Here is a 25,783-nt window from a genome sequence, read left to right as displayed (position 1 = left end):
CCCCTAATTTTCGCTATTTAATGAATGGAATTGTATCAGTGAATCACGATAAACATACTCTTATAAACGAGATATACCAACCGTCAGCAGCTCAGCTTGATATTTACTTCTTTGATCAGAAGTATGCAGGAACACCAGTATCGAATATTGGTGGGTACTTGAAGCTGGAAGGTGAATTTGATCATCAACGTTTACAGCAGGCATACAGCCTAATTGTTAGGAAGTCTGACATTTGTCAAATGCAGCTTTCTGAGCATGAACACTCACCCGTGTTTACATTAAACAATAACGTTAATGATGAGCTTGAATTATTAGACTTTTCGATAGTTGCATGCCCAACTGTGTCCGCTAAAGAATGGGTTGATACCGAGTTTGCAAAAGACATTAGTATGGGCGGCTGTCTACACCAGGCTTCGGTAATAAAAATAAACTCTACTGAACATTGGTACTTTATGAAAGTTCACCACATTATTATTGATGGGTGGGGCTTCACGCTCTGGTGTAAACATCTACTTCATGCGTATCACATGCTTAGTAAAGTAAAAATATCAGAACTAGAAGCTATACAACTACCTTCATTTGTGGATACGTTAAAGGTGTTTCCATATACGTGTTCTGATCCGAAAAGGCAATCTTGTATTGAATATTGGAAAGAAGAGTTTAAGACTCTTCCTGAGTCTGTGTTCCAGATAGAGTACCAGCAGAAAGATACTACTAATGGCATTATTCATAGTCGGAGAATGGACTTAGAGATAGAGGCTAAGCCATATCAAGAGCTAATGGGCAAGTTAGAAGCACAGAATATAGGTATGTTGAGTTATTTCTTATCCTGTTTATGTTTATATTTTGCGAAAGTGTCATCTAATGATGACATTGTAATTGGACTACCTGCACATAATCGTAAAACAAAAGAACTTAAAGGGATTATCGGTCTTTTTATGAGCGTTGCACCTAACCGTTTTGAAATAAATAAAGATCTTACATTTGCGGAATTGGTTAAGTATGTAACGTTAAAGTCAAAGCAAAACTACCGTAACAAAAACTTAAGTTTAGGGGAGATTAATAGAGAAGTAGGGATGTTAGAAAATGGTTTAGAACAACTTTTTCAAATAATTTTTAACTACCAAAAACTTGATTTTAAGTTGGACTTTGAAGGTCAGTCGGTCGCGACAGAATACAGTAACCATGGATATGAACAGACGCCACTAACATTGTCTTTATGCGAGTATGATAAAAAGCTGCCAGTTACGTTATATATTGATTATAACGTTGCCTATTTTGATGATGAAGATATTAGGTTATTAATGGCTCGTATTGAGCCCTTAATTCTGACTGCTATTGATAATAAAGATGTACTGTTAAAAGATTTTAACATATTTGCAAAGCATGAAGCGGAACAGCTTGAATCCTTTAATCATCATAATGATGGTTATGAAGGAAGTGTACCGCAATGGGTTATGTCAGCAGCCCAGCAATATGGAAATAAAGACGCACTGTTTATGGAAAAACAGAAATTAACCTATAGCCAACTTGACGCCAAAGTTAATCAAATGACGCGAGAGTTGTTAGAAATGGGGGTTAAAAAACGTGAATTTGTCATTCTTATGATGGATAGAACGCTTGATATGATTGTCAGTCTACTTGCAATTCAAAGAGTAGGGGCCGCTTTTATTCCTGTTGATCCAGAATTTCCTAAAGAGCGTGTGGCTTTCATTATTGAAGATAGCCAGGCAAATTTTTGTATAAGCCAAAAATCATTTAAATCTTTTTTTAGTTCAGTGTGTACTGTTTTATATATTGATGATGAAACAGTCTCTAACAAAATAAGAAGCCATAGTTGTGAACCTATCCCTGCTGAATTTATCAGTTATTCTGAGGATGATCCTGCATACCTTATTTATACATCGGGTTCGACAGGCCTTCCTAAGGGGGTGGTCATTGAACAGGGTTCTTTTGCTAATTTCCTTTTTGCAACTAAGAGCAAAATGAAGCTGGTTCACAATGATCGCTGGCTTAGTTTAACGACAATTTCGTTTGACATAAGTTTATTTGAAATCTTTGCTCCACTTTCTTCTGGAGGCCAATTAGTCATTGCAGCCAAAGAGCAAGTTCAAGATGGAAAACTTTTAGCTAATTTACTTGAGGAACAGAATATTAATGTAATGCAGGCAACGCCTTCTAGTTGGAATATTTTGTTATCAACCGGGTGGCGAGGTCGTACAAACATGGTGGCGCTTAGTGGTGGAGAGCCATTAAAAGCAAGTTTGGTCGAACAACTATTACCTAAGTGCAAAACTTTATGGAATTGTTATGGGCCTACTGAGGCGACTATTTGGTCGATGGTGAGGAAAATAACGAAAGATACTCCCGTGCCAGAACAATTACTTCTTGGAGGGGCGTTAGCTAATGTTGAGCATTATGTATTGGACAAAAATATGTCTCAGCAACCTTTAGGCGCAACTGGAGAGTTATACATTGGTGGCCATGCTCTTGCTAAAGAGTACTGGCGACGTCCAGAACTTACTTGTATTAAATTTCATTCAGATATTTTGATAAATGGTGTGGAAAAAAGACTTTATGCTACAGGTGATCTTGTGCGCATGAAATCAAATAATTTAGTTGAGTTTTTAGGACGTATTGATAATCAGGTAAAGGTTAGAGGATATAGAATTGAGCTTGGCGAGATTGAAAATCAAATAGAGCAGTTTCAAGAAATTAACGAAACGGCAGTAACGACAAAAGAGTCTTCCTCCGGAGAAAGTATACTTGTGGCTTATTTAGTCTTTCAAGGGGATTCGGAATTACCTACCGCGGAGTTAAAAGCTAAGCTTAGTACTACCCTTCCACAGTATATGATACCGCAGCTGTTTGTAATTTTGGATGAATTACCGCGTACAGCAAACGGAAAGTTAGACAAAGCATCTCTTCCTGAGCCAATCCCTACAAGTGATACTGAACGTGTTGAATTAATTGGTGATGTTGAATTGTGGTTACAAAGCACATGGGCTGAAGAATTAGGTGTTACTGATATTGGTGGAACTGACAGCTTCTTTGCTGTCGGTGGTAACTCATTGTCAGCAAATCGAATAATAAATGCGATTGAACACCAGTACTGTGTACGATTACCACTTAAAACAATTTTTGAATATCCATCAATTTATGCGATAGCAGGGAAAATCAGAGAGCTACAAATTACATCAACAAGTGTATCTGAAGAGCAAATATTACCACTAAATAACTTGAAAACAGACTTGCGTAGTACTTCTTACGCGCAACAACGCATGTGGTTATTAGATAGGTTAGATAGCCAAGTGGGTAATTACAATATGCCTTTAGGACTCAGGCTTTCAGGGAAAGTTGATTTGGTAGCGTTAGAGCATGCATTTCATAATGTCATTGATCGACATGAAATATTACGAACAGCCTATTTGGAAGAAAATAATAATGTATACCAAGTAAGAGGGTCGCATAAATTTGTTTTCAATGTTGAAGATTTAACTTCAATAAATGCAACACAAGAAGACATTTGTAATGTGCGGGTACAAGAGGAATTACATTACTGTTTTGATCTGAGTGCAGGAGAGGTATTAAGAGCAAGTTTACTGTTACTAGCTGAAGATGAATCAGTATTACTTGTTACTTTACATCACATTGCCAGCGATGGCTTGTCTAATGTTATTTTACTCAAAGAGATTTCTTCAAGCTACAACGCTAAAGTAAATAATGAAGTATTAGCACTGCCTAAATTGACGATAGATTATAGTGATTATGCACACTGGCAATCAAAAAACTCAGATATTCAAAAGACACAGGAACAATTAGAATTTTGGCGTAAAACTTTAAAAGACGTACCTATGCTTCATAATTTACCTACAAATAGAGTGCGTTCATTAGATGCTTCGTTTGAAGGTGCAGTACTTCGTCATGAATTGACAACCAAGCAAGTGGATAAAGTTTATAATTTGGCCCAACAGCAAGAAGTTACACCATATATTTTATTGCATTGTATATTTACTGTTTTGCTTTACCGACTTAGTGGTGAGCAAGATATTGTGGTTGGAACACCTGTAGCTAATCGTGGTAACGCGGCATTGGGTAATCTTGTGGGTTTATTTGCTAACACACTTGTATTGCGCTCTGATTTGGCAGGAACTCCCGATTTTCTAACGCTTTTACAAAAAAGTAAAACATCCACACTAGAAGCATTTGAATATGAAGATACGCCATTCGAATTGTTGGTAAAAGAGTTACAGCCGCAGCGAAATGTGAATCATACGCCGTTGTTCCAAGTTATGTTTTCTTATCAGGAAGAGTTTGAAAATTCGTTTGAACTTGATGGTATTAACGCTGAACCAATACATAGTAAAGAACAAACATCTAAGTTTGATTTAACGCTAGTTCTTGAGGAAAATACAACCGGGATTAAAGCTGAATGGGAATATGCTACTGCGATTTTTGATGAAAGCATGATCTCTATGTTTTCGCAGAGTTTCATTAATTTACTTGATGCAATTTGTCTGGACCCAGCTCAGGAAATAGATTTTTATCCTATGCTATCTAAGGCACAAGAGCTGCATATTGCCGGAGTTTCACGTTCTGAACGTACCACTGCCACGTCACACACTGAGTTATTACATTCATATGTTGAGCAACAGGCTCAAAAAACGCCAGATGCAATTGCTTTATATCTAAACGATGAACGATGCACTTATAGGGAGTTGAATGAGCGTGCTAATCAATTAGCACATTACTTGATTAGTAGTGGTGTTAAGCAACATTCTGTTGTGGGTGTGCTATTACCTAGCTCAGTTGAACTTGTTATAACCATGATGGCTGTTTTAAAGGCTGGCTGTGGCTTTTTACCGCTAGATGAGCAAAACCCTAAAGAGCGAATTCTACATATAATTGAAGATGCGCAAGCTAGCACAATTTTAGTTAATAGTCATACTATCGACATATTAGCTGTAACAAATACCATGTCTATAGATACTCCTTCAACTAGGGCGTTGGTCGCTGAGCAATCAACCGACAATATTGCCCCTGCGACAATTGGGTTAACGCAAAAGGACACTGCATATATTATTTATACGTCGGGTTCAACAGGAAAACCCAAAGGGGTCGTAATACCCCATGAAAGCATAGCTATCCATATTAAAGAAATGGCAAAATATCTTGTGGTTTCTGAACAAGATGTAGCACTACAATTCGCTTCTTGGACTGTTGATACAGCGCTTGAACAATTATTTTGTGCTCTGTTTTCTGGGGCCTCAGTCTTATTGAGGAGTAGTGAAATATGGGATGCGGAAAAACTTCTTTATTTAATTACCAAGTATAAAGTTAGCTTAATTGATCTTCCACCAGCGTATTTTAAGTCAGTCATTCAGCAAATGCATGAGTTGGATTTAGGTTGGCAAAATAATTCCCTAAGAGCAATTGTTTTTGGTGGGGAGGCATTAAGTAAAGATGTGATTGCGTATTGGCAGCAATATCTGCCATCACAAGTATCACTTTTTAATGCTTATGGTCCAACGGAAGCGACCATTACGGCTAGTGTTCATTGCTTTGAACGAAATGGAGATTTAACCCAACCCGTTAAAATCGGAAAACCTGTAGCTGGGAAGCGCATCTTTATATTGAATCCCGCTCTAAATATTTTACCTTTTGGTGTTTATGGAGAGCTTTATATTGGTGGGCATGGTTTGGCTACTGGGTACCTTAATAAAGAAATGTTAACTCACTCTGTATTTATTGAGCATCCTCAATATGGGCGACTCTATAAAACAGGTGATTTAGGGCGGTACACTGCACAAGGTGAAATAGAGCTGCAAGGACGTAGTGATTCTCAAGTAAAAATTAGAGGACACAGAATCGAGCTTGAAGAAATAGGGTCAGAACTTAATTTACTAAGTCATATTGATTCTTCAGTGGTTGTGCCTCGTAAAGGTGTAAATGATGAAACCTTCTTGGTTGGTTTTGTTATGAGTCAACGAACGTTAGATAAAATTGAAATTGATGCATTGAAGCAACAGTTGAAACTTAAGCTTCCGGCACACTTTATTCCTAAATTGATCATTCAGATTGATGAATTTCCATTCACGTCAAACAATAAAATTGATCGCAATGTATTGATGATGCGGGATGTAGAAATAACACAAGAAAAATTTCAAGAACCTGAAACGGATACTCAGCGTAAATTAGCTGATATTTGGTGTGATTTGTTAGAGCTAGACCAAATCAGTATCAATGCTGACTTTTTTGAGCAAGGTGGTCATTCCCTACTGGCTAGCCGAATGCTTAGTCATATACGACAAAACTTTGATGGTATCGAAGTGGCTTTGAAGCAAGTTTTCATTACATCCCAGTTATCAAACCTTGCATCTCACTTAGATCTACTTTTATTACAAAAAGATGTTTTACAAATAACTTCAAAAGGATCAAATAACAAGATGGAAAGCTTTGAATTATGATAATCAATGAACTTTTATTAGCATGTAAAGAAAACGGTATTTTACTGCATTTAAATGGAGATAAACTTAAAGTAGATGCTCCGGAAGGTGCTATGTCAGTTGAAATTATGGAGCAGCTTAAACACCATAAAAGTGAACTAATCGAGCTTTTAATTGACTTGCAAGTACCGAAAAATACACCGTTAGTCAAAGTACCAGATGATCAAAATGTTCAGGTTACGTTTGAGCAAAGGGGGTTGTGGTATATAGATAAATTGACTGAAAATAATTCAGCCTACAATATGACTGCGGGATTAAAACTTACGGGTAAATTAAACCTTACAGCTCTACAGCAGGCATTGACAGAGATTATTCATCGACATGAATCACTACGTACCGTTGTTGTGGAACAGGAAGGAGATCTTGTCTTAAAGGTTAATCCATCTACTGAATATAAATTAGATAAAATAGATCACACCAGCTATCAAGAAGACTCTGAAAAGCAACAAGCGGCTATAAATGCGAATATAGAAGTCTTTTCAAACAAAACCTTTGATTTAGCTCATGATTTAATGTTTCGTGCAGAGATCATAGTAACGTCACCTGATGAACATATATTGCTTGTTGCCATTCATCATATTGCTGGTGATGGTTGGTCTGTCAGTATTTTGATTGAAGAGTTATCCAAACTTTATGCTTGGTTTAGTCAAGAGCAAGTACCTGCACTTCCCCCTCTTTTATTTCAATATCGCGATTATGCATATTGGCGTAATACTATGTTTAATACTGAGTCTAAACAAGAGCATTTAAATTACTGGTCAAATAGGTTATCAGGGTTACCTGATAACCATTCATTACCATTTGATTTTCAGCGTCCTGATGTTCCTAACTATGATGCAGGTAATGTTAATCAAATTATTGATGAGTCGGATACCGCTAAGATCGCTGAGTATTGTCGTATAAACAAAGTTACCCTCTTTATGTTTTTACAAAGTGTATATGCATTATTAGTGAGTAAGTTCAGTTATGAAGATGAAGTCATCTTGGGTAGCCCAATGGCTAACCGTACACAAACTGAATTAGAATCTTTGATTGGTTTATTTACCAATTCAATGGTATCACGGACTCATATAAAACAAGAAGAAAGTTTTAATGAGCTTGTTACTAGAGTTAAGCATGAGTCATTGGCAGATCTTAAATTTGCAAGCCTGCCTTTTGAGTTATTGGTTGAGCATCTAAAGCCTCATCGTAGTTATAATAAAAATCCATTATTTCAGCTAGGCCTAGTACTTGAAAATAATACCAAGGCTGAATTGGTATTAGATGATCTTCGCATCCAACAACTTGAAGTAGCAGCCAATAAAGCTAAATTTGACCTGATGTTGTCAGCTGAAGAAGGTGAACAACTCAAATTGAACTGGAGTTATCAAACTGAATTGTTTGAGCATGACACTATTCAGACAATGAGTAGGTGTTTTTCTAACTTAGTATCTCAAGTTTTATCTATGCCTGAACAAAAAATTTCAGCAATGTCGCTACTTGGTGGATCTGTCTTTTCATTACATGCTGTGAGTCAAAAGCCATTAACGGCTAGTAACCATGGACATTTATTACATAAGCTCTCTGAGCAGTTAGTTGAAAATCCTGATGATATTGCAATGTCCTTAGGTGATAAAGAACTGACGTTTGCTGAATTATGTTTTGAAAGTGACTTATTAGCAAAAAAATTAATTGAATTTGGAGTCAAGGAGCATGACTTAGTGGGAGTCTGTTCTGAACAAAATATTCAATTGCTAATAAATATATGGGCAATTTGGAAAGCTGGTGCAGCGTACGTGCCGATGGAGCCTTCTTTACCTTCGTCGCGTTTAGCATTTATCGCACAAGAAGCAAAGTTGAAATTAATTTTGGTCGATGACACTGCGCCTGATGTGTTTGATGATATTTCATCTGCAATTGATCCTGTAAATTTAAATCTTACTAATAATAATGTTGACCTTCCCATCGTTATCGAAGAGCAAAGAGCATACGTTATATTTACCTCTGGCTCGACAGGACAACCTAAAGGGGTCGAGGTCTGTCATTCAAATATACTTGCTTTTACAGAAGGCTTCTTAAAGCAAGTTAACTCCCTTGATAGAGATAACAGTAAGTCATGGTTGTGGAATGCGTCATTTACATTTGATGTATCACTAAAAGGGGTGATTTTACAGGCTAATGGCTTTCACTTACATGTGGTAACACCCGAACAAAAGAAAAATGCAGTGGCTCTGGTTGATTATGCAAGTCAGCATCAACTACCAATTATTAACTGTACCCCAGGTATGATGTCGTTGGTGTTGGATGAACTAGAGACGACATCCTATTTGCCAAACCTTATTGTTGATGGCGATCGTGTATCTCACACATTATGGGATCGTTTTGTTGCCTATCAGAATAGAACTGAGCGTGTAGTTATTAATGCCTATGGACCAACTGAAGCGACGGTTAATGGTTCATATAGTATCGTTAAAGATAAAGAATATAACAATATTGGTCCGATGATGGATAACTACTCGGGTTATGTTGCGGATAAAGGAGGGAATATTTTACCTATTGGGGCTAAAGGTGAATTGTATATTGGCGGTTCAGGTGTCGCTAAGGGGTATTTGAATCAGCCAGAGCTAACTGCTCAGAAATTTGGTATCAGTAGCACAGAATTATTACCCAATATCCCGATGTATCGTTCAGGGGATTTAGTAAGAATGCTTAAAGGGGAAAGTATCGAATTTTATACCCGTATTGATTCACAAGTAAAAGTCCGGGGATTTAGAATTGAGCTCGGAGAAATCGAAGCTTGTTTAAATGAAGGGAAGTACTATCAAACTCTGGCTGTTGTCGCAAAAGCATCTTCGTCAGGAGATAACATATTAGCAGCATACTTTACCTTGAAAGATAGTGGAGGGGATGCAGAGTCAGCTATTGATGAATTCAAATTACTTGTTGAAGAATTACCTGATTATATGAGGCCGCAACATTACTGTGTTCTTGATAAACTTCCCCTTAATCCGGCAGGTAAACTAGATAAAGCTCGTCTACCAGCGCCAGTAGAGCATTATTTGCAGGATACTCCATATTGTGAACCCAAAAATGATATGGAATCATGGTTAGTTGAAGTATTTGAAGAACTTTTAAATTTATCAAAAGTCAGTGTAACAGCAAACTTTTTTGAACTAGGGGGACATTCGTTAATAGCGATTAAAGTTATCTCTAGAATCAAGGCCAAGTTAGGTGTGAATCTTCCAATATTTGACTTTCTTAGTAATCCTACCGCTCGTCAAGTTGCAAAAGTACTATCTGAAAAAGTCGAATCAGAAAACTCAATGTCTTCAAGTAAGTTACCTGAAATTACTAAGGTTGCAAAGGGGAGTACTTTTCCTGTTTCATCTTCTCAGCGTCGTCTTTGGATCACGGAACACCTTAGTGATGAGCCTGCCAATTATAATATTACGGCTACGTTACGTTTAACTGGAAAATTAAATAAAGGTTTTGTTGACAGTGCTTTTAGTCAGATTATTGAGCGTCATGAAATATTGCGAACGACATATCATGATAAGAGCAATATTGTTTATCAAACAGTGCAAGCCTTTTCTCCATTTCAGTGTCAGCAAGAAAACTGGACACATCTCAATGCAGAACAGATTTTAGAAAATAGCCGTGCGATATTACAAGCCTCATTTGACCTTACCGGAGAATGGCCGTTTAAAGTCACTTTAGCAACAGTAAATACAGATGAATATTTGCTTATGGTTAATATGCATCACATCGCTTCTGATGGCTGGTCAGTAGGAGTAATTATAGAAGAATTTGTAGCCTATTACTGCGCTGCTATCGATAAAAAGCAAAGAACAGTTGCTGAGTTGCCAATTCAATATAAAGATTATGCTCACTGGCAGAATGAAAACTTACAAAGTGATGCTATTAAAGATAGAGAAGCTTATTGGCAGAAACAACTGGACGGAATCCCTACAGCCCATAATTTGCCATTGTCATTTCAACGTCCAATGCAACAAACCTTTGTTGGAGCAAACTATCGCTCTAGCTTATCTTTAACATTATTGAATGATTTGAACTCGTTAGTGAATGAGCATGCGAGTACTTTGTTCATACTTATGGAAACAGCATTTTCTCTTTTAGTTGGACGTTGGAGTAATGCGACTGATGTAGTAATAGGTACGCCTATTGCCAATCGTCAGCAATTGGAGCTGGAAAAGTTGATTGGCTTTTTTGTCAATGTATTGCCTCTGCGTTCTACTTTAGATGATGCGATGACTTTTGCTGAATTATTAAAAAACAATCAGCGTTCAATCACCGATGCGTTTGATAATCAACAGGTCCCGTTTGAGCGTATTGTTGAAATAGCAGAACCTGCTCGTCATTCAGATCATGCTCCTGTTGTACAACTTATGTTTACTTTACAAAATAATGAGAACACTACAATTGAGCTACCAGAGATTTCTGTGGAAATTCTTGAAGAAGATAACCGTACTGCTAAGTTTGAATTGGGGCTCACAGTAAATGTATTACCGAGCGGTATGGAATTAGATTGGGAATATAATTCCAGCTTATTTAACGAAGAGTTTATTGCTCGATTTGCAGATAGTTTTGAATGTTTACTAAAAGATGTAGTGGGGCAACCTGAATTACCACTCTTTGATTACTCAATATTACCAGTTGCTGATAAAGCGCAATTAGAAGAGTGGAATAATACTGATAAGACCTATGATAAGGAACTGACGCTAGTTGCAGCATTTGAGCGTCAAGTTGCTTTGAATCCAGAAAAGCGTGCATTAGTTTTTGAAAGCGAAGCACTGACCTTTGGGCAACTAAATAATCGTGCAAATCAGTTAGCACGTTTGTTAATTGATCAACGACCACAAGGTTCAGACATCTATGTTGGTATTTGTCACGTTCGTAGCATTGAAATGATTGTTTCAATTCTAGCTGTTATCAAAGCTGGACTTGCCTATGTGCCAATTGATCCTGAGGTACCACAATCTAGAATTGACTATATTTTGGATGATGGAAAGATAACGTTATTACTTACTAGTAAGTTAGTAAATGATAGTTTCTCATTCGAAAATGTTACCTGCATTTTAGTAGATGAAACGAATACTAAAAAATTACTCGATAATCAAATAGTCGAAAATCTTCCTCATATTATAACGAGTAAGGATCCCGCTTACGTAATTTATACTTCTGGCTCAACCGGGAAACCGAAGGGCGTTGTTGTAGAACATCAAAGTATCATTAATTTTCTTACGGAAATTGGTGGTAGATTAGGATGGCAAGCACCTGTTAATTTCTCCTCATGGACTAACTACGTATTTGATCTTTCTCTTTGTGAAATATTTATACCGTTATTAAGTGGTGGCGAGCTACACATGCTATCAGAGTCAATTCGGTTAGAGCCCGAAAAAGTATTCGCTGTACTGAAAGAAAATCAGATCACAGCAACGTCCTTTCCACCATTTTTCATTACTCCACTACTGATATTTTTGAAAGAGTATGGTCATTCTCTTGACCTAAAACAGCTTATTTTTGGTTTAGAACCTATTGCAGAGGAGCAGCTACAACAGATGATGGAGCTGGTTCCAGGTCTACAAGTTATTAACGGGTATGGACCAACAGAAGCTACTGTCGGGTGTACTTTTTATGGTGTACCTAAGACTAAAAAAGTCAGTCGTAATGCAAACACGCCTGTAGGAAAAGCTATTCAGAACAGCCGTTTATTTGTATTGAATGAAGCGGCGCAACCTGCACCTATTGGTGTTCCGGGAGAGTTGTATATTGGTGGAGACTGCCTTGCTAGAGGTTATCTCAATAAACCTGAATTGACGAAACAAGGATTTGTTGATGCTTGTTATATCAATGGGGAATCAAGATTATATCGCACAGGTGATTGGGTTAAGTATTTGCCTGATGGAAATATTGAGTTTGTCGGTCGCAAAGACAATCAAATAAAGATCAGTGGGCTGCGGATAGAGCTAGGTGAAGTTGAGAGTAAGATTTCTTCATGTGTTGGTGTTGATCAAGTTGTGGTGGTAGCCAGATCGTTAAACAGCAACCTTAAAGATAAAAAACTGTTAGCTGTAGTTGTTCCTTCTGACATTTCAGTATTAACACAACGAGATGAGTTTATTTCAAGTTTACGTAAGCAACTTCATCAACTGATGCCTTCTTATATGGTGCCTTCAAAAATCATTGTAGAATCTACTCTCCCATATACTGCGACTGATAAAGTTGACAGAAAAAAAATTATGGAAATGGAGATTGTTACTGAATTGCAACAGAGTAGATCCATATTGCCAAGTAACAAATTGGAACAGCAAGTCAAAGTACATTGGGAAAATGTATTGGGTCTTCAGGGTATTGGAATAGATGATAGCTTCTTTGAGTTAGGCGGAACTTCATTAAACGTTGTCGCGTTAGTTAAACTAATTAATCAAGCCTTTGACTCAAAGATAAGAGCGGTGGATGTATTTTCACAACCTACCATTCGCGCTATGGCGGCTCTTCTAAATAATGTAGAAATTAGCCCTGAAAAGAAAAAACGAGAGCGCTCTGTTTTCGCTACTAACGATATCGCTATTGTTGGTATGTCTGGACGTTTTTCTGATGCACCAACTCTAGATCAGTTTTGGTCGAACCTAGTTGAAGGTAAAGAAGGAATACATAACTTTTCAGAGCAAGAACTATTAGAAACAGGTGTATCGTCTGAAGCGCTTTTGAACCCCAATTACGTGAGACGTAAAGGCATTTTGTCAGACTCATATAAGTTTGATAATAACATGTTTGGTTATGCCGCTCATGAAGCTGATTTGATGGACCCACAATTAAGGGTTTTGCATGAATGCGTTTGGGATGTATTTGAAAATGCTGGCTATGTTGCAGGTAACTACGAAGGTAAGGTAGGTATATATGGTGGCGCATCCAACAACTTACATTGGATGAAGCACCTCCTTAGTTTAGAAGACCTTGATGATTCTCAATTATATGACTCAGCAACGTTATCCGATCGTGAGTTTTTCTTAACAAGAATCGCTAATAATTTGAACTTAAACGGACCTGCAATCAACGTACAAAGTGCATGTTCAACTTCGTTGGTAGCGGTGCATATGGCTGTGCAAGGCTTACTAAGCGGTGATTGTGATATGGCCGTTGCTGGCGGTGTGTCAATTCAAGCTAAAAAAGACGGGTACTTCTATCAGGAAGGTATGATTAACTCACCGGATGGACATTGTCGCCCGTTTGATGCTGAAGCGAAAGGAACTGTTGGTGGCGAAGGTGTTGGAGCAGTGTTGCTTAAACGTTTAGAAGATGCTGAACAAGATGGGGATCAAATTTTAGCGGTTATAAAGGGAACGGCCATAAATAACGATGGTAATCAAAAAGTAGGCTTCACTGCGCCGAGTGTACAAGGGCAGCAAGAAGTGATTCGAAATGCGTTGGAAAAAGCCAATATCTCACCTGAAAAAGTTAGTTATATAGAATGCCATGGTACCGGAACCCCTTTGGGTGATCCAATAGAAATTGAAGCGCTAAATTTGGCCTTCGGTGATCTAGGAGAGCAAAATTGTAAACTTGGGGCGCTAAAATCAAATCTAGGTCATTTAGACGCTGCTGCTGGAATTGCAGGTTTGATAAAAACGGTGTTGTGTCTAAAGCACGAACAAATACCTCCAACATTGCACTATAAAAACAGCAATCCAAATATTAACTTTGAAGACAGTCCATTTCAGGTGAACAGTGATCTTCATGAGTGGAAAGCAAGTAGCGCACCATTACATGCTGGTGTTAGCAGCTTTGGCATTGGTGGCACTAATGCGCATGTTGTGCTTGAACAGTATAAAGATAAGCGTAAAACAAGTGAAAGTCGTCACTGGCAATTGTTCCCTTTATCTGCCAAAACAAGCTCAGCATTAGCAAATAGACAACAGGATTTAGTTAAATACTTAACCCAATTTACAGGACAGCTGCCTGATGTCAGTTATACATTGCAGGTCGGACGTGAGGGCTTATCGCACCGTCAAATGATGTTAGTTGGGCCAGATCAAAATGTTCAGGATGTGTTGGCTGGAAAATACCCAACGCAGTTGTTTTTAGGAGAACGTCAACAAGGTGATGTTGAGGCGACTATATTCATGTTTCCTGGTCAGGGAAGTCAGTACGGTGGCATGATTCAAGAGCTATATAACAGTGAAGCTGTATTTAAAACACATGTTGATGAATGTATTGAAATTCTTGATGGGCTATTACCTGAGTCTTTGATGCCTCTTTTGATGGCTGAGAAAGGTGATTTGAATGCAGATGAGAGGCTACAGAATACAGCTTTAACTCAACCTGCATTATTTGTTACTGAGTATGCGTTGGCTAAGCAATTGATCATTTGGGGTGTTAAACCTACTGGAATGATTGGACATAGTATTGGTGAGTATGTTGCAGCATGTTTGGCTAATGTATTTTCGTTAGAAGATGGGTTGAAACTTGTCGTACAACGTGGAAAATTAATGGCGAGTGCCAACCCTGGAAGTATGCTAAGCGTTAACTTACATTCGGATGAGTTAGCAAGTTATTTACCTGCTGATGTATCAATTGCAGCTGTTAATAGCAGTGATTTAAGTGTTGTATCTGGACCTGATTCTGAGATTGACCGCGTAATGGAAACGCTTGCGGAACAAGGAATAAAGCACAGTCGCTTACATACCTCTCATGCTTATCACAGTGAAATGATGCGATCCATTATACCCATGTTTAGGAAGGTATTAGAGTCGATACAATTCAACGTTCCAAGTTTACCTTATATATCAAACGTTACCGGAGACTGGATCACAGCAGAAGATGTGACCTCAATTGATTATTGGTGCGATCACCTGCTTGGAACAGTTGCCTTTAGTCGTGGTTTGGATAATTTACTTGCAGAGCCAAACACAACATTTGTTGAAATTGGCCCTGGTCATAACTTGTCAAACTTTGTTCGAAGACATAAAGCGAAATTAAGTTCTCATCGGGTGATCAACTGCATGCGTCATGCACGGGAAGAGCATAGTGCAGATCAGCAGTTACACCAGGCGGTCGCTAACCTATTTGTGGCAGGTTTAGATTTAGATTGGCACAGCTATCGTGCAAACGAATCCCGTATACGTTTGGGTTTACCTGGATATCCATTTGAGTCTGTCACCTTTGCTCCAGGAAATTCTGTAATTAATGAATCGGTATTTGTTTCAAGTTCAAAGGCCAAAGAAGCATCACTGCATAGTCGGCCAAACTTGTCAGTACCCTATGTGGCACCGGAAGGTGAAATGCAGGAAGCGCTAGCTGAAATTTGGATGAAGTTATTTAAAATTTCGGAGGTTGGAATACACGATAATTTCTTTGAACTGGGAGGTCATTCCTTAATGGCAACAACTTTATTAAGTCGAATCAATGAGCGATTTGAGATCCAATTAAAGATTGAAACCGTGTTAATTAAAAATACCATTGCGGAGTTATCTGAGCAAATAGAATTGTTATTGTGGAATTACTCTACGAGTCAGGACGGGACCTTAGCTGAAGAAGAAGAGTGCGGCTCAATATGATGTTTATGGGCATACAAATCATGGTTTTTGTATGCCTAAGCGTTTTGATAATTATTTTGATTAACAATATTTACGGTAAGTGTCATAAAGGAATTTAGATATGGAAGAATTGAACCTTTTGGGTCAATTGAAAAAGGCTAAAATTAAACTGTGGGCAGAGGAAGGGCAACTTAAATTTTTTGCCCCTAAAGGTGCGATGACACCTGATTTAAAAGCTAAAGTTCGAAGTAATAAAGCCAAGTTGATTGCTCTTTTGGGTAAAAGCGTCAGTGAAGTTAGAACGGGTATTAGTGACATTCAACCTTGTGATCGACAAAAGCCGTTAGCCGTCTCATACCCACAACAAAGAATGTGGTTGATGGAACACATGGGACAAGGTGGCGTACATAATAATATCCCAGCAGTTCTTAAACTGAATGGAAGTTTAAACTCTGAAAATTTAAACCGAGCGTTAAAGTGTTTAGTTAAAAGACATGAGAGCTTACGGACTGTTTTTTATTCATCTGACGGAGTGCCAGTACAGAAAATTTTGTCTCATACAGCATTTGAACTCCAGCTACATGATTTAACCAAACTCCCTCAGGAGCAAAAGAAGACTTCAGCGGATGAGTTGGTGAAAGAGCAAATCTCTTATGTATTCAATATTGATGAAGAAATTTTATTTAGAGCAAGTTTGATTAAGTTAGATGAAGATGAGTATCTGCTGGCTTTTGTAAAACACCATATTATTTCTGATGGCTGGTCAATTGGGGTATTAATCAATGAGTTCTCTACATTATACAATGCGTTCTGTGGAAATTTACCAGATCCTCTACCATCTATGGCTATACAGTACGCTGATTTTGCACAATGGCAACGCGACGACCTATCTGAGAAAAAAATTAGTGACTTAATGGGGTTTTGGGGGCCTTATCTAGGAGACGTGCCTCCAGTACATAATTTACCTCTAGTCTTTCCACGTCCTGAATTACAGACTTATAGTGCTAGCTTACATCATCTCTCTATACCGGATGAGTTATACAGCAAAATTAATTTGCTTTCATACAAACTAAATACAACGATGTTTGCAGTTATGCAATCATCGTTTGCCCTGTTGTTGTCTTTGTGGAGTAATGAGAAGCGGATAGTAATGGGCTCTCCAATTGCAAACAGAACCCGAAAAGAGGTTGAACCAATAATAGGTTTCTTTGTAAATACATTTGTTTTACATACAGAAATAAATCTCGGAGATACTTTCGAGTGTTTGTTAAAACACAATTACAGTAATTTACTGAAGTGTTATTCAAATCAAGATATGCCGTTTGATTTATTGATAGATCAATTGAAAACAGAGCGGGTTCCATCTTATAACCCTTTATTTCAAATAATGTTTGCTCTGCAAGATATACGCGGTAATTCGTTAAAGTTAAAAGATCTAAATGTTGAAATATGTAGATTGGAAACAGGAGGGTCTAAGTTTGATTTAAATATTCAGGTTTTTGAAAGTGACGAGGGAATGTCTATTGATTGGGAATATAACCAAAACTTGTTTGATGAGCATTTTATTGGGCGTATCACAAATAGTTTTATTCTTTTGCTTAATGAAATCGTTAAAAATTACCAGCAGCCTTTATCGACTTTATCGTATTTAGATCAGAGTGAACATTCTGCATTAGAAGTACTTTGCAAAAGTGATACATCTACTGCTTCTAATAGTTTAATTCATCATAGATTTGAGGAAGTAGTAAAAATTCACTCAGATACGATTGCAGTTACATGCAAAGGTGTAAGTCTTACTTATGGTCAATTAAATGAAAGGAGTAATAAGCTAGCCCATTATTTAATTTCTCAAGGTGTTCAACCAGAACAATTGGTAGGTATATGTGTTAGTCGCACAATATACATGCCTATTTGTATTCTTGCTGTATTAAAAGCTGGTGGCGCATATCTTCCTCTTGATCCCAATACACCCGTTGAGCGTTTTAACTTTATTCTGGGGGATGCTGGTATTAAACAGTTGTTGATAGAGGATGATTTACAATATTTGGTTGCTCTTGATGGATTAAATATTGTGTTTCCAAATCAGGATGAAACTTATGCCCATTTTTCGAAAGAAAATCCTCGACTTCCAGATGAAAAGGTCTCATCTAGCAATTTAGCATATGTAATTTACACTTCAGGTACCACAGGGAAACCCAAAGGAGCGATGGTTGAGCATGGTAATGTCGTTCGACTATTTTCTTCCTGTGACTTACATTTTAAGTTTAGTTCTACTGATGTTTGGACGTTATTTCATTCTTATGCATTTGATTTCTCTGTATGGGAAATTTGGGGGGCGCTGTTTTATGGTGGACGTCTTGTCATTGTCCCCGAAGAAGTTGCTCGCTCAACAGATCTATTCTACGACTTGATCATTGATGAAAAAGTTACTGTTCTTAACCAAACCCCTTCGGCATTTTATGTATTAGCAGCAGTAGATTCACATCTAAATAAAGCTACACAGTTAAGGTATGTCGTTTTTGGGGGAGAGCGTTTGGAAACGCAAAAGCTAATTCCTTGGGTAACTCGACACGGAGACCAATCTCCACAATTAATTAACATGTACGGGATAACCGAAACTACTGTTCACGCTACGTTTAAACAGATAACTACTGCTGATACAGACATTAGGTCAAACAGCATAGGCGTACCTCTTAATGATTTACGTTTTTATGTTTGTAATGAGTACTTAGATCAAGTTCCTGCCGGTACGCAAGGCGAGCTACTTGTTGGTGGCGGAGGTGTTACACGTGGTTATCATAATCGTCCAGAATTGAATGCTGAAAAGTTTGTTGTTAACCCTTTTATTAATGATGAGAATTTAGTTGGGCAGGAGAGAAAACTTTATCGCACAGGCGATCTTGTTCGTTTTAACAAACAGGGCGAAATTGACTATATTGGTCGAATTGATCATCAAGTCAAGATCCGTGGATTCAGAATTGAGCTAGGTGAAATTGAGTATCAATTACGCAAAAACTCAAAAATTAAAGATGCTTCTGTAATTGTTCGAAATGACAACAATGAAGATAATATTGTTGCTTATTTACAAGTGGCTGATCAATTAGATAATGAAACCCAATTCATTAGTGACGTTCGCTATTCATTACTTCAGAGTATTCCAGAATATATGGTGCCAGCATTTTTGGTAGTTCTTGATGTGTTTCCAATTAATATCAATGGTAAATTGGATACCAAAGAATTTCCAGCGCCTTCTTTAGCCCAAAGTAACGAACAATCATATATTGCACCTGATAGTGATACTGAAAGAAGAATTGCTCAAATCTGGGCTGATGAATTAGGGCTTGAACGTGTTGGCGTGAATGATAACTTCTTTGAATTGGGAGGGAACTCACTCAAGCTTGTATCGCTAGCCGTCAAAATGAGTCAAGTGTTAGATAAGCCCATCACTGCACTAATGGTGTTGCAAAATCCTTCTATTTCACAATTAGCAAAAGCAATTGTGGGGCAAGCTGATGTCGCTAAAGAAAATGTAACCAAGCGACTGAGTCAAGAGAAAAGAAAGAATCTACTGAAGAAAAGATTAAGGAAAAGAAGCTAATGAATAACGGTAACTTTGAAAGTACTGGCCTGGAAGTCGCTGTAATAGGTATTTCTGGTTGTTTTCCCGGTGCGAAGTCTACAAATGAACTATGGGAAAATCTCATTCAGGGAAAGGAAACAGTCAGTTTCTTTAGTGATAAAGAGCTACGTGAGGCGGGGGTTGAAGCGTCCACACTTGCGGATCCTAATTACGTTAAAGCTAATGGATTACTGGACGAACCTTATCAATTTGATAATCAGTTTTTTGAGTATCAAGATCGCGAAGCAGAGCTAATGGATCCACAGCTTAGACTATTACATGAATGTACTTGGAATGCATTCGAAAATGCAGGTTATGCTACCACTGAAACGCAAAACCGGGTGGGAGTCTTTGTCGGTGCTACAGATAATTTATTATGGCTTAGCACTGTGCTTAACATGGTAAATAATGATCCTGTTGCGCTATTTGAAGCAGATACGATAATTAAAAAAGATTACTTTGCCACTCGCCTCGCCTACAAACTAAACCTGAAAGGACCTGCTGTTAATATACAGACAGCATGCTCTACTTCACTGGTCGCCGTTCATATGGCAGTACAGAATCTACTTAACGGTGATTGTGATATGGCAGTAGCTGGTGGTGCTTCAGTGCAGGCTAAAAAGGAAGGTTATCGTTATCAAGAGGGGATGATAATGTCTCCTGACGGACATTGTCGTCCATTTGATGCTAATGCCAAAGGAATAGTTGGGGGGGAAGGTGTAGGTGCGGTTATTCTTAAACGCCTAGAAGATGCTGAGCAAGATGGAGATCAAATCCTAGCAGTAATAAAGGGCTCTGCAATTAATAATGATGGAAACGAAAAGGTTGGTTTTACGGCTCCAAGTGTACAAGGGCAGAAAGACGTTATTACTTCTGCTTTAGAGATGGCAGAGGTTGATCCTTCAACAATCACTTATGTGGAATGCCATGGTACAGGAACCCAACTTGGAGATCCCATTGAGATTGAAGCACTGACTCAAGCGTTCTCTGAGACTGAAAAGCAATTTTGCCGAATAGGGTCATTGAAATCTAATATTGGTCACTTAGATGCAGCGGCAGGGATTGCAGGGTTTATTAAGACGGTCATGTGTTTACAACTCGAGAAGTTACCAGCAAGCCTGCACTATAAAAGCGCTAACCCAAATATAAATTTTGTAGACAGTCCTTTTATAGTTAATAGTGAATTACATGAATGGAAATCAGAGCAAGGCCCATTGCGTGCTGGCGTGAGTAGTTTTGGAATTGGTGGAACTAATGCTCACGTTGTGCTTGAACAATATAGAGATCAACGAGTCTCTGGAGAAAGCCGCGAATGGCAAGTGTTCCTCCTCTCGGCAAAAACAAAAAATGCGTTGACGACTAGAAAGCAAGATTTGAATGAGTATGTAAATCAGCATGAAAGTCAATTGCCAGATATTAGTTATACGCTTCAAGTTGGACGTACAGATTTATCACATCGTCAAGCAGTGATAGTAGGGCCAAATCAAAAAATTCAGGAAATTTTAAAAGGTGAATATCCAGGTCAAGTTCTAGAAGGTCATGTCAACGAAGGTGAAACTCAATCAACAGTATTTATGTTTCCGGGCCAAGGTAGTCAATATGGAGGTATGTTAAGAGAGTTATATGATAGTGAACCTGAATTTAAATCTCATGTTGATGCGTGTTTCGATATATTAGATGGGTTATTAACTCAGCCGATAAAATCAGCTTTACTTGCAGAAAATGATGATCAACAAGCAAGTGAATTACTAAAAAATACTGCTTGTACACAGCCTGCTTTGTTTGTAAGTGAGTATGCTCTAGCTAAATTATTGATGGGCTGGGGCATTGAGCCAACTAGCATGATTGGTCATAGCATTGGAGAGTACGTGGCTGCATGTTTAGCAGGTGTATTTTCGTTGGAAGATGCATTGAGATTGGTTGTACAGCGTGGACAATTAATGGCAAACACGCAATCAGGTCGTATGTTAAGTATAAGCTTGCCAGCGGATAAGCTAGAGCACTATTTGTCAGACAATGTTTCAGTTGCAGCCTCTAATAGTAGCGATTTGAGTGTGGTCTCAGGACCTGAACTTGAGATTGATACCATGTTGACTGAGCTCACAAAAAATGGTGTAAAGTGCAGTCTTCTGCATACATCACATGCGTATCATAGTGACATGATGAAGCCAATTTTACCTGAGTTTATGATGGTATTAAAAAGCATTAAATTTTTTGCACCTGAAAAGCCATATATATCAAATGTTACTGGTAGTTGGATCACAGCAGAGCAAGCTACATCTCACGATTATTGGTGCCAGCACCTTGTTTCTACCGTAGCGTTTAGTGAAGGCTTGGATAAGCTGCTCTCTGAGCCTAATAATATATTTGTTGAGATTGGACCAGGGCACACTTTATCTAGTTTCATTCGTCGACATAAAAACAAACAAGGTTCACATCGTGTACTCAATACTATGCGCCATGCACGAGAGGAACATAGTGCTGATCAGCAGTTGTTGCACGCTTTAGGTGGTGCTTTTACCGCAGGTGTAGCGATTGATTGGGAACGGTATCGTGATGGTGAGCAAAGAATGCGAGTTGGCTTACCCGGGTATTCATTTGAAGCAAAGAGCTTTATTCCGGGGAAAATGAGGGCAAATAACCTTACAGTAAACGATGAACATGGAGATACAGCATTACATAGTCGTCCGAATGTATCGACAGCATATGTAGCTCCAGAAGGTGAAACACAAGAAAATCTCGCTCAAATATGGAAAAACTTGTTCAAAATAGAAAGTGTGGGTATTCATGATAACTTTTTTGAATTAGGTGGGCATTCATTATTGTCGGTCAGGCTCATTAGCTACATTGAAAAAGAGATGATGTGTAAATTCAGCCCAGAGCAAATTTTCAATATGAACACCATTTTTTCTCAAAGTGAATTCATTAATCAGCTACAAGAAATAGAGAAACTTCGTACCTCCATGGATCAAGAAAGCGATGAAGTAGAGGAGTTACAAATATAATGTTTACTACACCAGAACAAATAGTAAAGGATTTGACAGCTAAAAAAATCATGCTGCAAGTATCTGATGGTGACTTGAAATTGAAGGCAGAGAAAGGTGCTTTAACACCAGCTCTTATTGCTATTATTAAAGAAAACAAAGCTACTCTTGTGGATTACCTTAAAGAGTTAAATGGGAGTTTTAGGGAAGAAAAAAGCTTTTCTCTACCGCAATACAAGCGAACGAATGGAGAAGAGATTCCTTTATCTTTTTCTCAGCAACGCTTGTGGTTTTTAGATAAGTTACAAGGAGGTACACCCGAATACAACTTGCCGATTGCATTTACAGTTAAAGGAAAACTCGACGTACAGATAGTCGAGTCTGTGTTAACAGAGATAACCCGCAGACATGAAATTCTCCGCACGGTATACAGTGAAACGGAAAATGGTGCACAGCAGGTTATTCATTCAGACTTTACATTTAGTGTAACACAACACGACTTGAGCCATTTAGGTGGAGAAAAGCAAGATTCAGCGTTAAAGCAATTGCTTTTGAATGATGCAGAAACACCATTTGATTTAAGCTCAGACTTGATGATGCGTGCGAGTTATGTTGTGCTAAATCAAGAGGACGAGTATAGAGATACGGATGTGCAGAGTGTGTTGCTATTTAACATGCATCATATAGCATCTGACGGTTGGTCAATGGAGGTGTTAACCAAAGAGTTTTTCAGCTTATATCCGTTTTTTGTTGAAGGAAAAAGCACTCCATTACCAGAATTAGACATACAGTATGCAGATTATGCGCACTGGCAACGAGAAAAGCTGCAAGGGGAAGTTTTAGCGTCACAATTAAATTATTGGGATAAGCAATTAGGCAATGCCCCATCGGTTCATAGCGTACCGTTAGATAAGCCAAGACCGACAATAAAAGGACATACTGGCGGCACTGTGTTGGCACAATTACCAGCAGCAACAGCAATAGCTTTGCAAGCGCTTGCGAAACATTACCAGCTAACACCGTTTATGTTACTACATAGTGCATTAGCCTTGGTATTGTCACGTCACAGCAATAGTGATGATATTGTGATTGCGACACCTGTCGCCAATAGAATGCAGGCAGAGCTTGAGCCTCTTATAGGTTTTTTTGTTAATACACTGGTGTTAAGGGTAAATACCCAGTATCAACATTTGGATGAGTATTTGACGCATGTGCGACAAGTACATTTAGATGCACAAGCAAATCAGGATGTACCTTTTGAGCAGTTAGTAGATCGCTTAAATATACCAAGAAGTACAGCGCATACAGCATTGTTTCAGATAATGTTAACAACCAATACAAACTTTGGTTTAACGGATGATGAAGCAATAGATTCACTGACTTTACCTGGAGCAACTCTCTCACCTATTCAGTCAAGTAGCATATCGACGAAATTTGATTTGGATATAGATATTAGTCTGAATATGTCAGGTGTGTTTATTCGTTGGACGTATGATTCAGCGCTTTTTACTCAAGAGCATATTGAGCAGATGACAGGGCATTTAGGTCGTTTGTTAACGGGGCTTGCGTCGCAATTATCGACCATTCAATGTGCGCCAGATGCACAGGTGCAGTTAACAAACCTACCGATGCTTTCAGAAACAGAAACTGAGCATTTACTGTATACGCTAAACAGCTCCAAAGTAGATTATCCAAAAGATAAATGTATTCATGAGCTTTTTGAGCAGCAGGTAAAACTTAGCCCAGAGAGTATTGCGTTAGTATTTGAAGATCAGCAATTGACTTATCAAGCGTTGAATGAAAAAGCGAATCAGCTGGCGCACTATTTAATCGAACATCACCACATTACTCCTGACAGCCTTATTGGTTTATGTTTAGAGCGTTCGATAGAAATGGTAATAGGCGTATTAGGCATATTAAAAGCGGGTGGAGCATATGTTCCACTGGACCCAAGCTATCCCCAAGAACGTTTGAATTATGTACTAAAAGATACTTCTTTAAATGTGGTACTGATGGGGGATCATACAGAGCATTTATTCTCGGAATTTACTTGTAAAAAAGTTCACCTTGATACTTTATGTACTCTAGATGATGAAGTGGCTTCGGTTTTTTCTCATTATCCTAAATATGATATTGAGAAACAGCAGCTTGGTTTAACTTCAAAACACCTTTCTTATGTCATTTATACATCTGGCTCAACAGGTAATCCAAAAGGGGTGCTTATTGAACATGCTAATACTGTTTCAATGCTTAGTTGGGCAGAAAAACATTATAGTAAAGATGAGCTTGCTTCAGTACTAGCATCCACATCACTAAATTTTGATTTATCAGTTTATGAGTTGTTTTTGCCGCTGAGTGTAGGGACAAAGATCGTATTAGTGAAAAATATAATGGCGCTTTATGAACATAGAGAATGGGATGTTACGCTAATTAATACGGTTCCTTCAGCAGCTAAAACTTTAATAGATGTTCATGCCATTCCTCGCTCTACTTTGGTGATAAATCTTGCTGGTGAAGCGTTATCTGCAAATTTAGTTAATAGTATTTTTGAACAACACAATGGTGTGAATATATGTAATTTATATGGGCCATCAGAAGATACAACATATTCAACATACGCAAGGTTTGATAAGCAGTTAAAGACATCTCCCCATATAGGAACTGTAATAAGTAATAGTCAAGCTTATGTCTTAGATAACACTAAAAGTTTGGTTGTTTCAGGAGGTGTGGGTGAGCTATATCTTGGTGGTGATGGTTTAGCTAGGGGTTATCTGAATTTACCTCAACTAACAGCAGAACGATTTATTCGTAACCCTTTTTATGATGGAGAACGTCAAAATAGCAGTATGCGTTTATATAAGACAGGAGATTTGGTTCGTTATTTACCGTGCGGAGAGTTTGAGTTTCTTGGTCGTATGGATGATCAAGTAAAAATTAGAGGTTTTCGAATAGAGCTAGGTGAAATTGAATATCAACTTAGCCAACTTGAAAATGTAGATTCCGCCATAGTGGTTGCGAAAGGCTCAATAGATGAGCAACTAGTAGCTTATATCAAACCTACATGCTCCTTGCATATGAACACTTTGGCAAACCAAAGTACATTGATAGCGAGTATAAAGTTGTCGTTGGCGTCATCAT

Annotated in this window: 5 protein-coding genes; all 5 read left to right on the top strand. The window is 38.2% G+C overall.

Annotated elements, in window-relative coordinates:
• Positions 1-38 precede the first annotated feature (38 nt).
• Positions 39-6,467: a non-ribosomal peptide synthetase gene (locus CJF42_RS03485; RefSeq protein ID WP_170940465.1), complete on the top strand. Its 6,429-nt coding sequence runs from the start codon at positions 39-41 to the stop codon at positions 6,465-6,467.
• Positions 6,464-16,063 carry a hybrid non-ribosomal peptide synthetase/type I polyketide synthase gene (locus tag CJF42_RS03480; RefSeq protein ID WP_095365348.1) on the top strand — a complete coding sequence of 3,200 codons (9,600 nt, stop codon included), beginning with the start codon at positions 6,464-6,466 and terminating at the stop codon, positions 16,061-16,063. The genes CJF42_RS03485 and CJF42_RS03480 overlap by 4 nt, the downstream gene beginning before the upstream one ends.
• Before the next feature lie 100 nt (positions 16,064-16,163).
• Positions 16,164-19,640 carry a non-ribosomal peptide synthetase gene (locus CJF42_RS03475; RefSeq protein ID WP_095365347.1) on the top strand — a complete coding sequence of 1,159 codons (3,477 nt, stop codon included), beginning with the start codon at positions 16,164-16,166 and terminating at the stop codon, positions 19,638-19,640.
• Complete coding sequence (locus CJF42_RS03470) at positions 19,640-22,666, top strand: type I polyketide synthase (protein ID WP_095365346.1); 3,027 nt, start codon at positions 19,640-19,642, stop codon at positions 22,664-22,666. The genes CJF42_RS03475 and CJF42_RS03470 overlap by 1 nt, the downstream gene beginning before the upstream one ends.
• Positions 22,666-25,783 (top strand): non-ribosomal peptide synthetase (locus tag CJF42_RS03465; protein ID WP_141235471.1); only part of this gene is annotated, 3,118 nt, incomplete at its 3' end. The genes CJF42_RS03470 and CJF42_RS03465, both read left to right, overlap by 1 nt.

Origin of the sequence: Pseudoalteromonas sp. NBT06-2, from assembly GCF_002276045.1 — a bacterium.
In the GTDB taxonomy this organism is placed as follows: Bacteria; Pseudomonadota; Gammaproteobacteria; order Enterobacterales; family Alteromonadaceae; genus Pseudoalteromonas.
This window is presented reverse-complemented; position numbering and strand designations above follow the sequence as displayed.

Bases quoted from the DNA above. Each gene is read 5' to 3' on its own strand.
- CJF42_RS03480 (WP_095365348.1), top strand. From the start codon at position 6,464: ATGATAATCAATGAACTTTTATTAGCATGTAAAGAAAACGGTATTTTA.
- CJF42_RS03475 (WP_095365347.1), top strand. From the start codon at position 16,164: ATGGAAGAATTGAACCTTTTGGGTCAATTGAAAAAGGCTAAAATTAAA.
- CJF42_RS03470 (WP_095365346.1), top strand. From the start codon at position 19,640: ATGAATAACGGTAACTTTGAAAGTACTGGCCTGGAAGTCGCTGTAATA.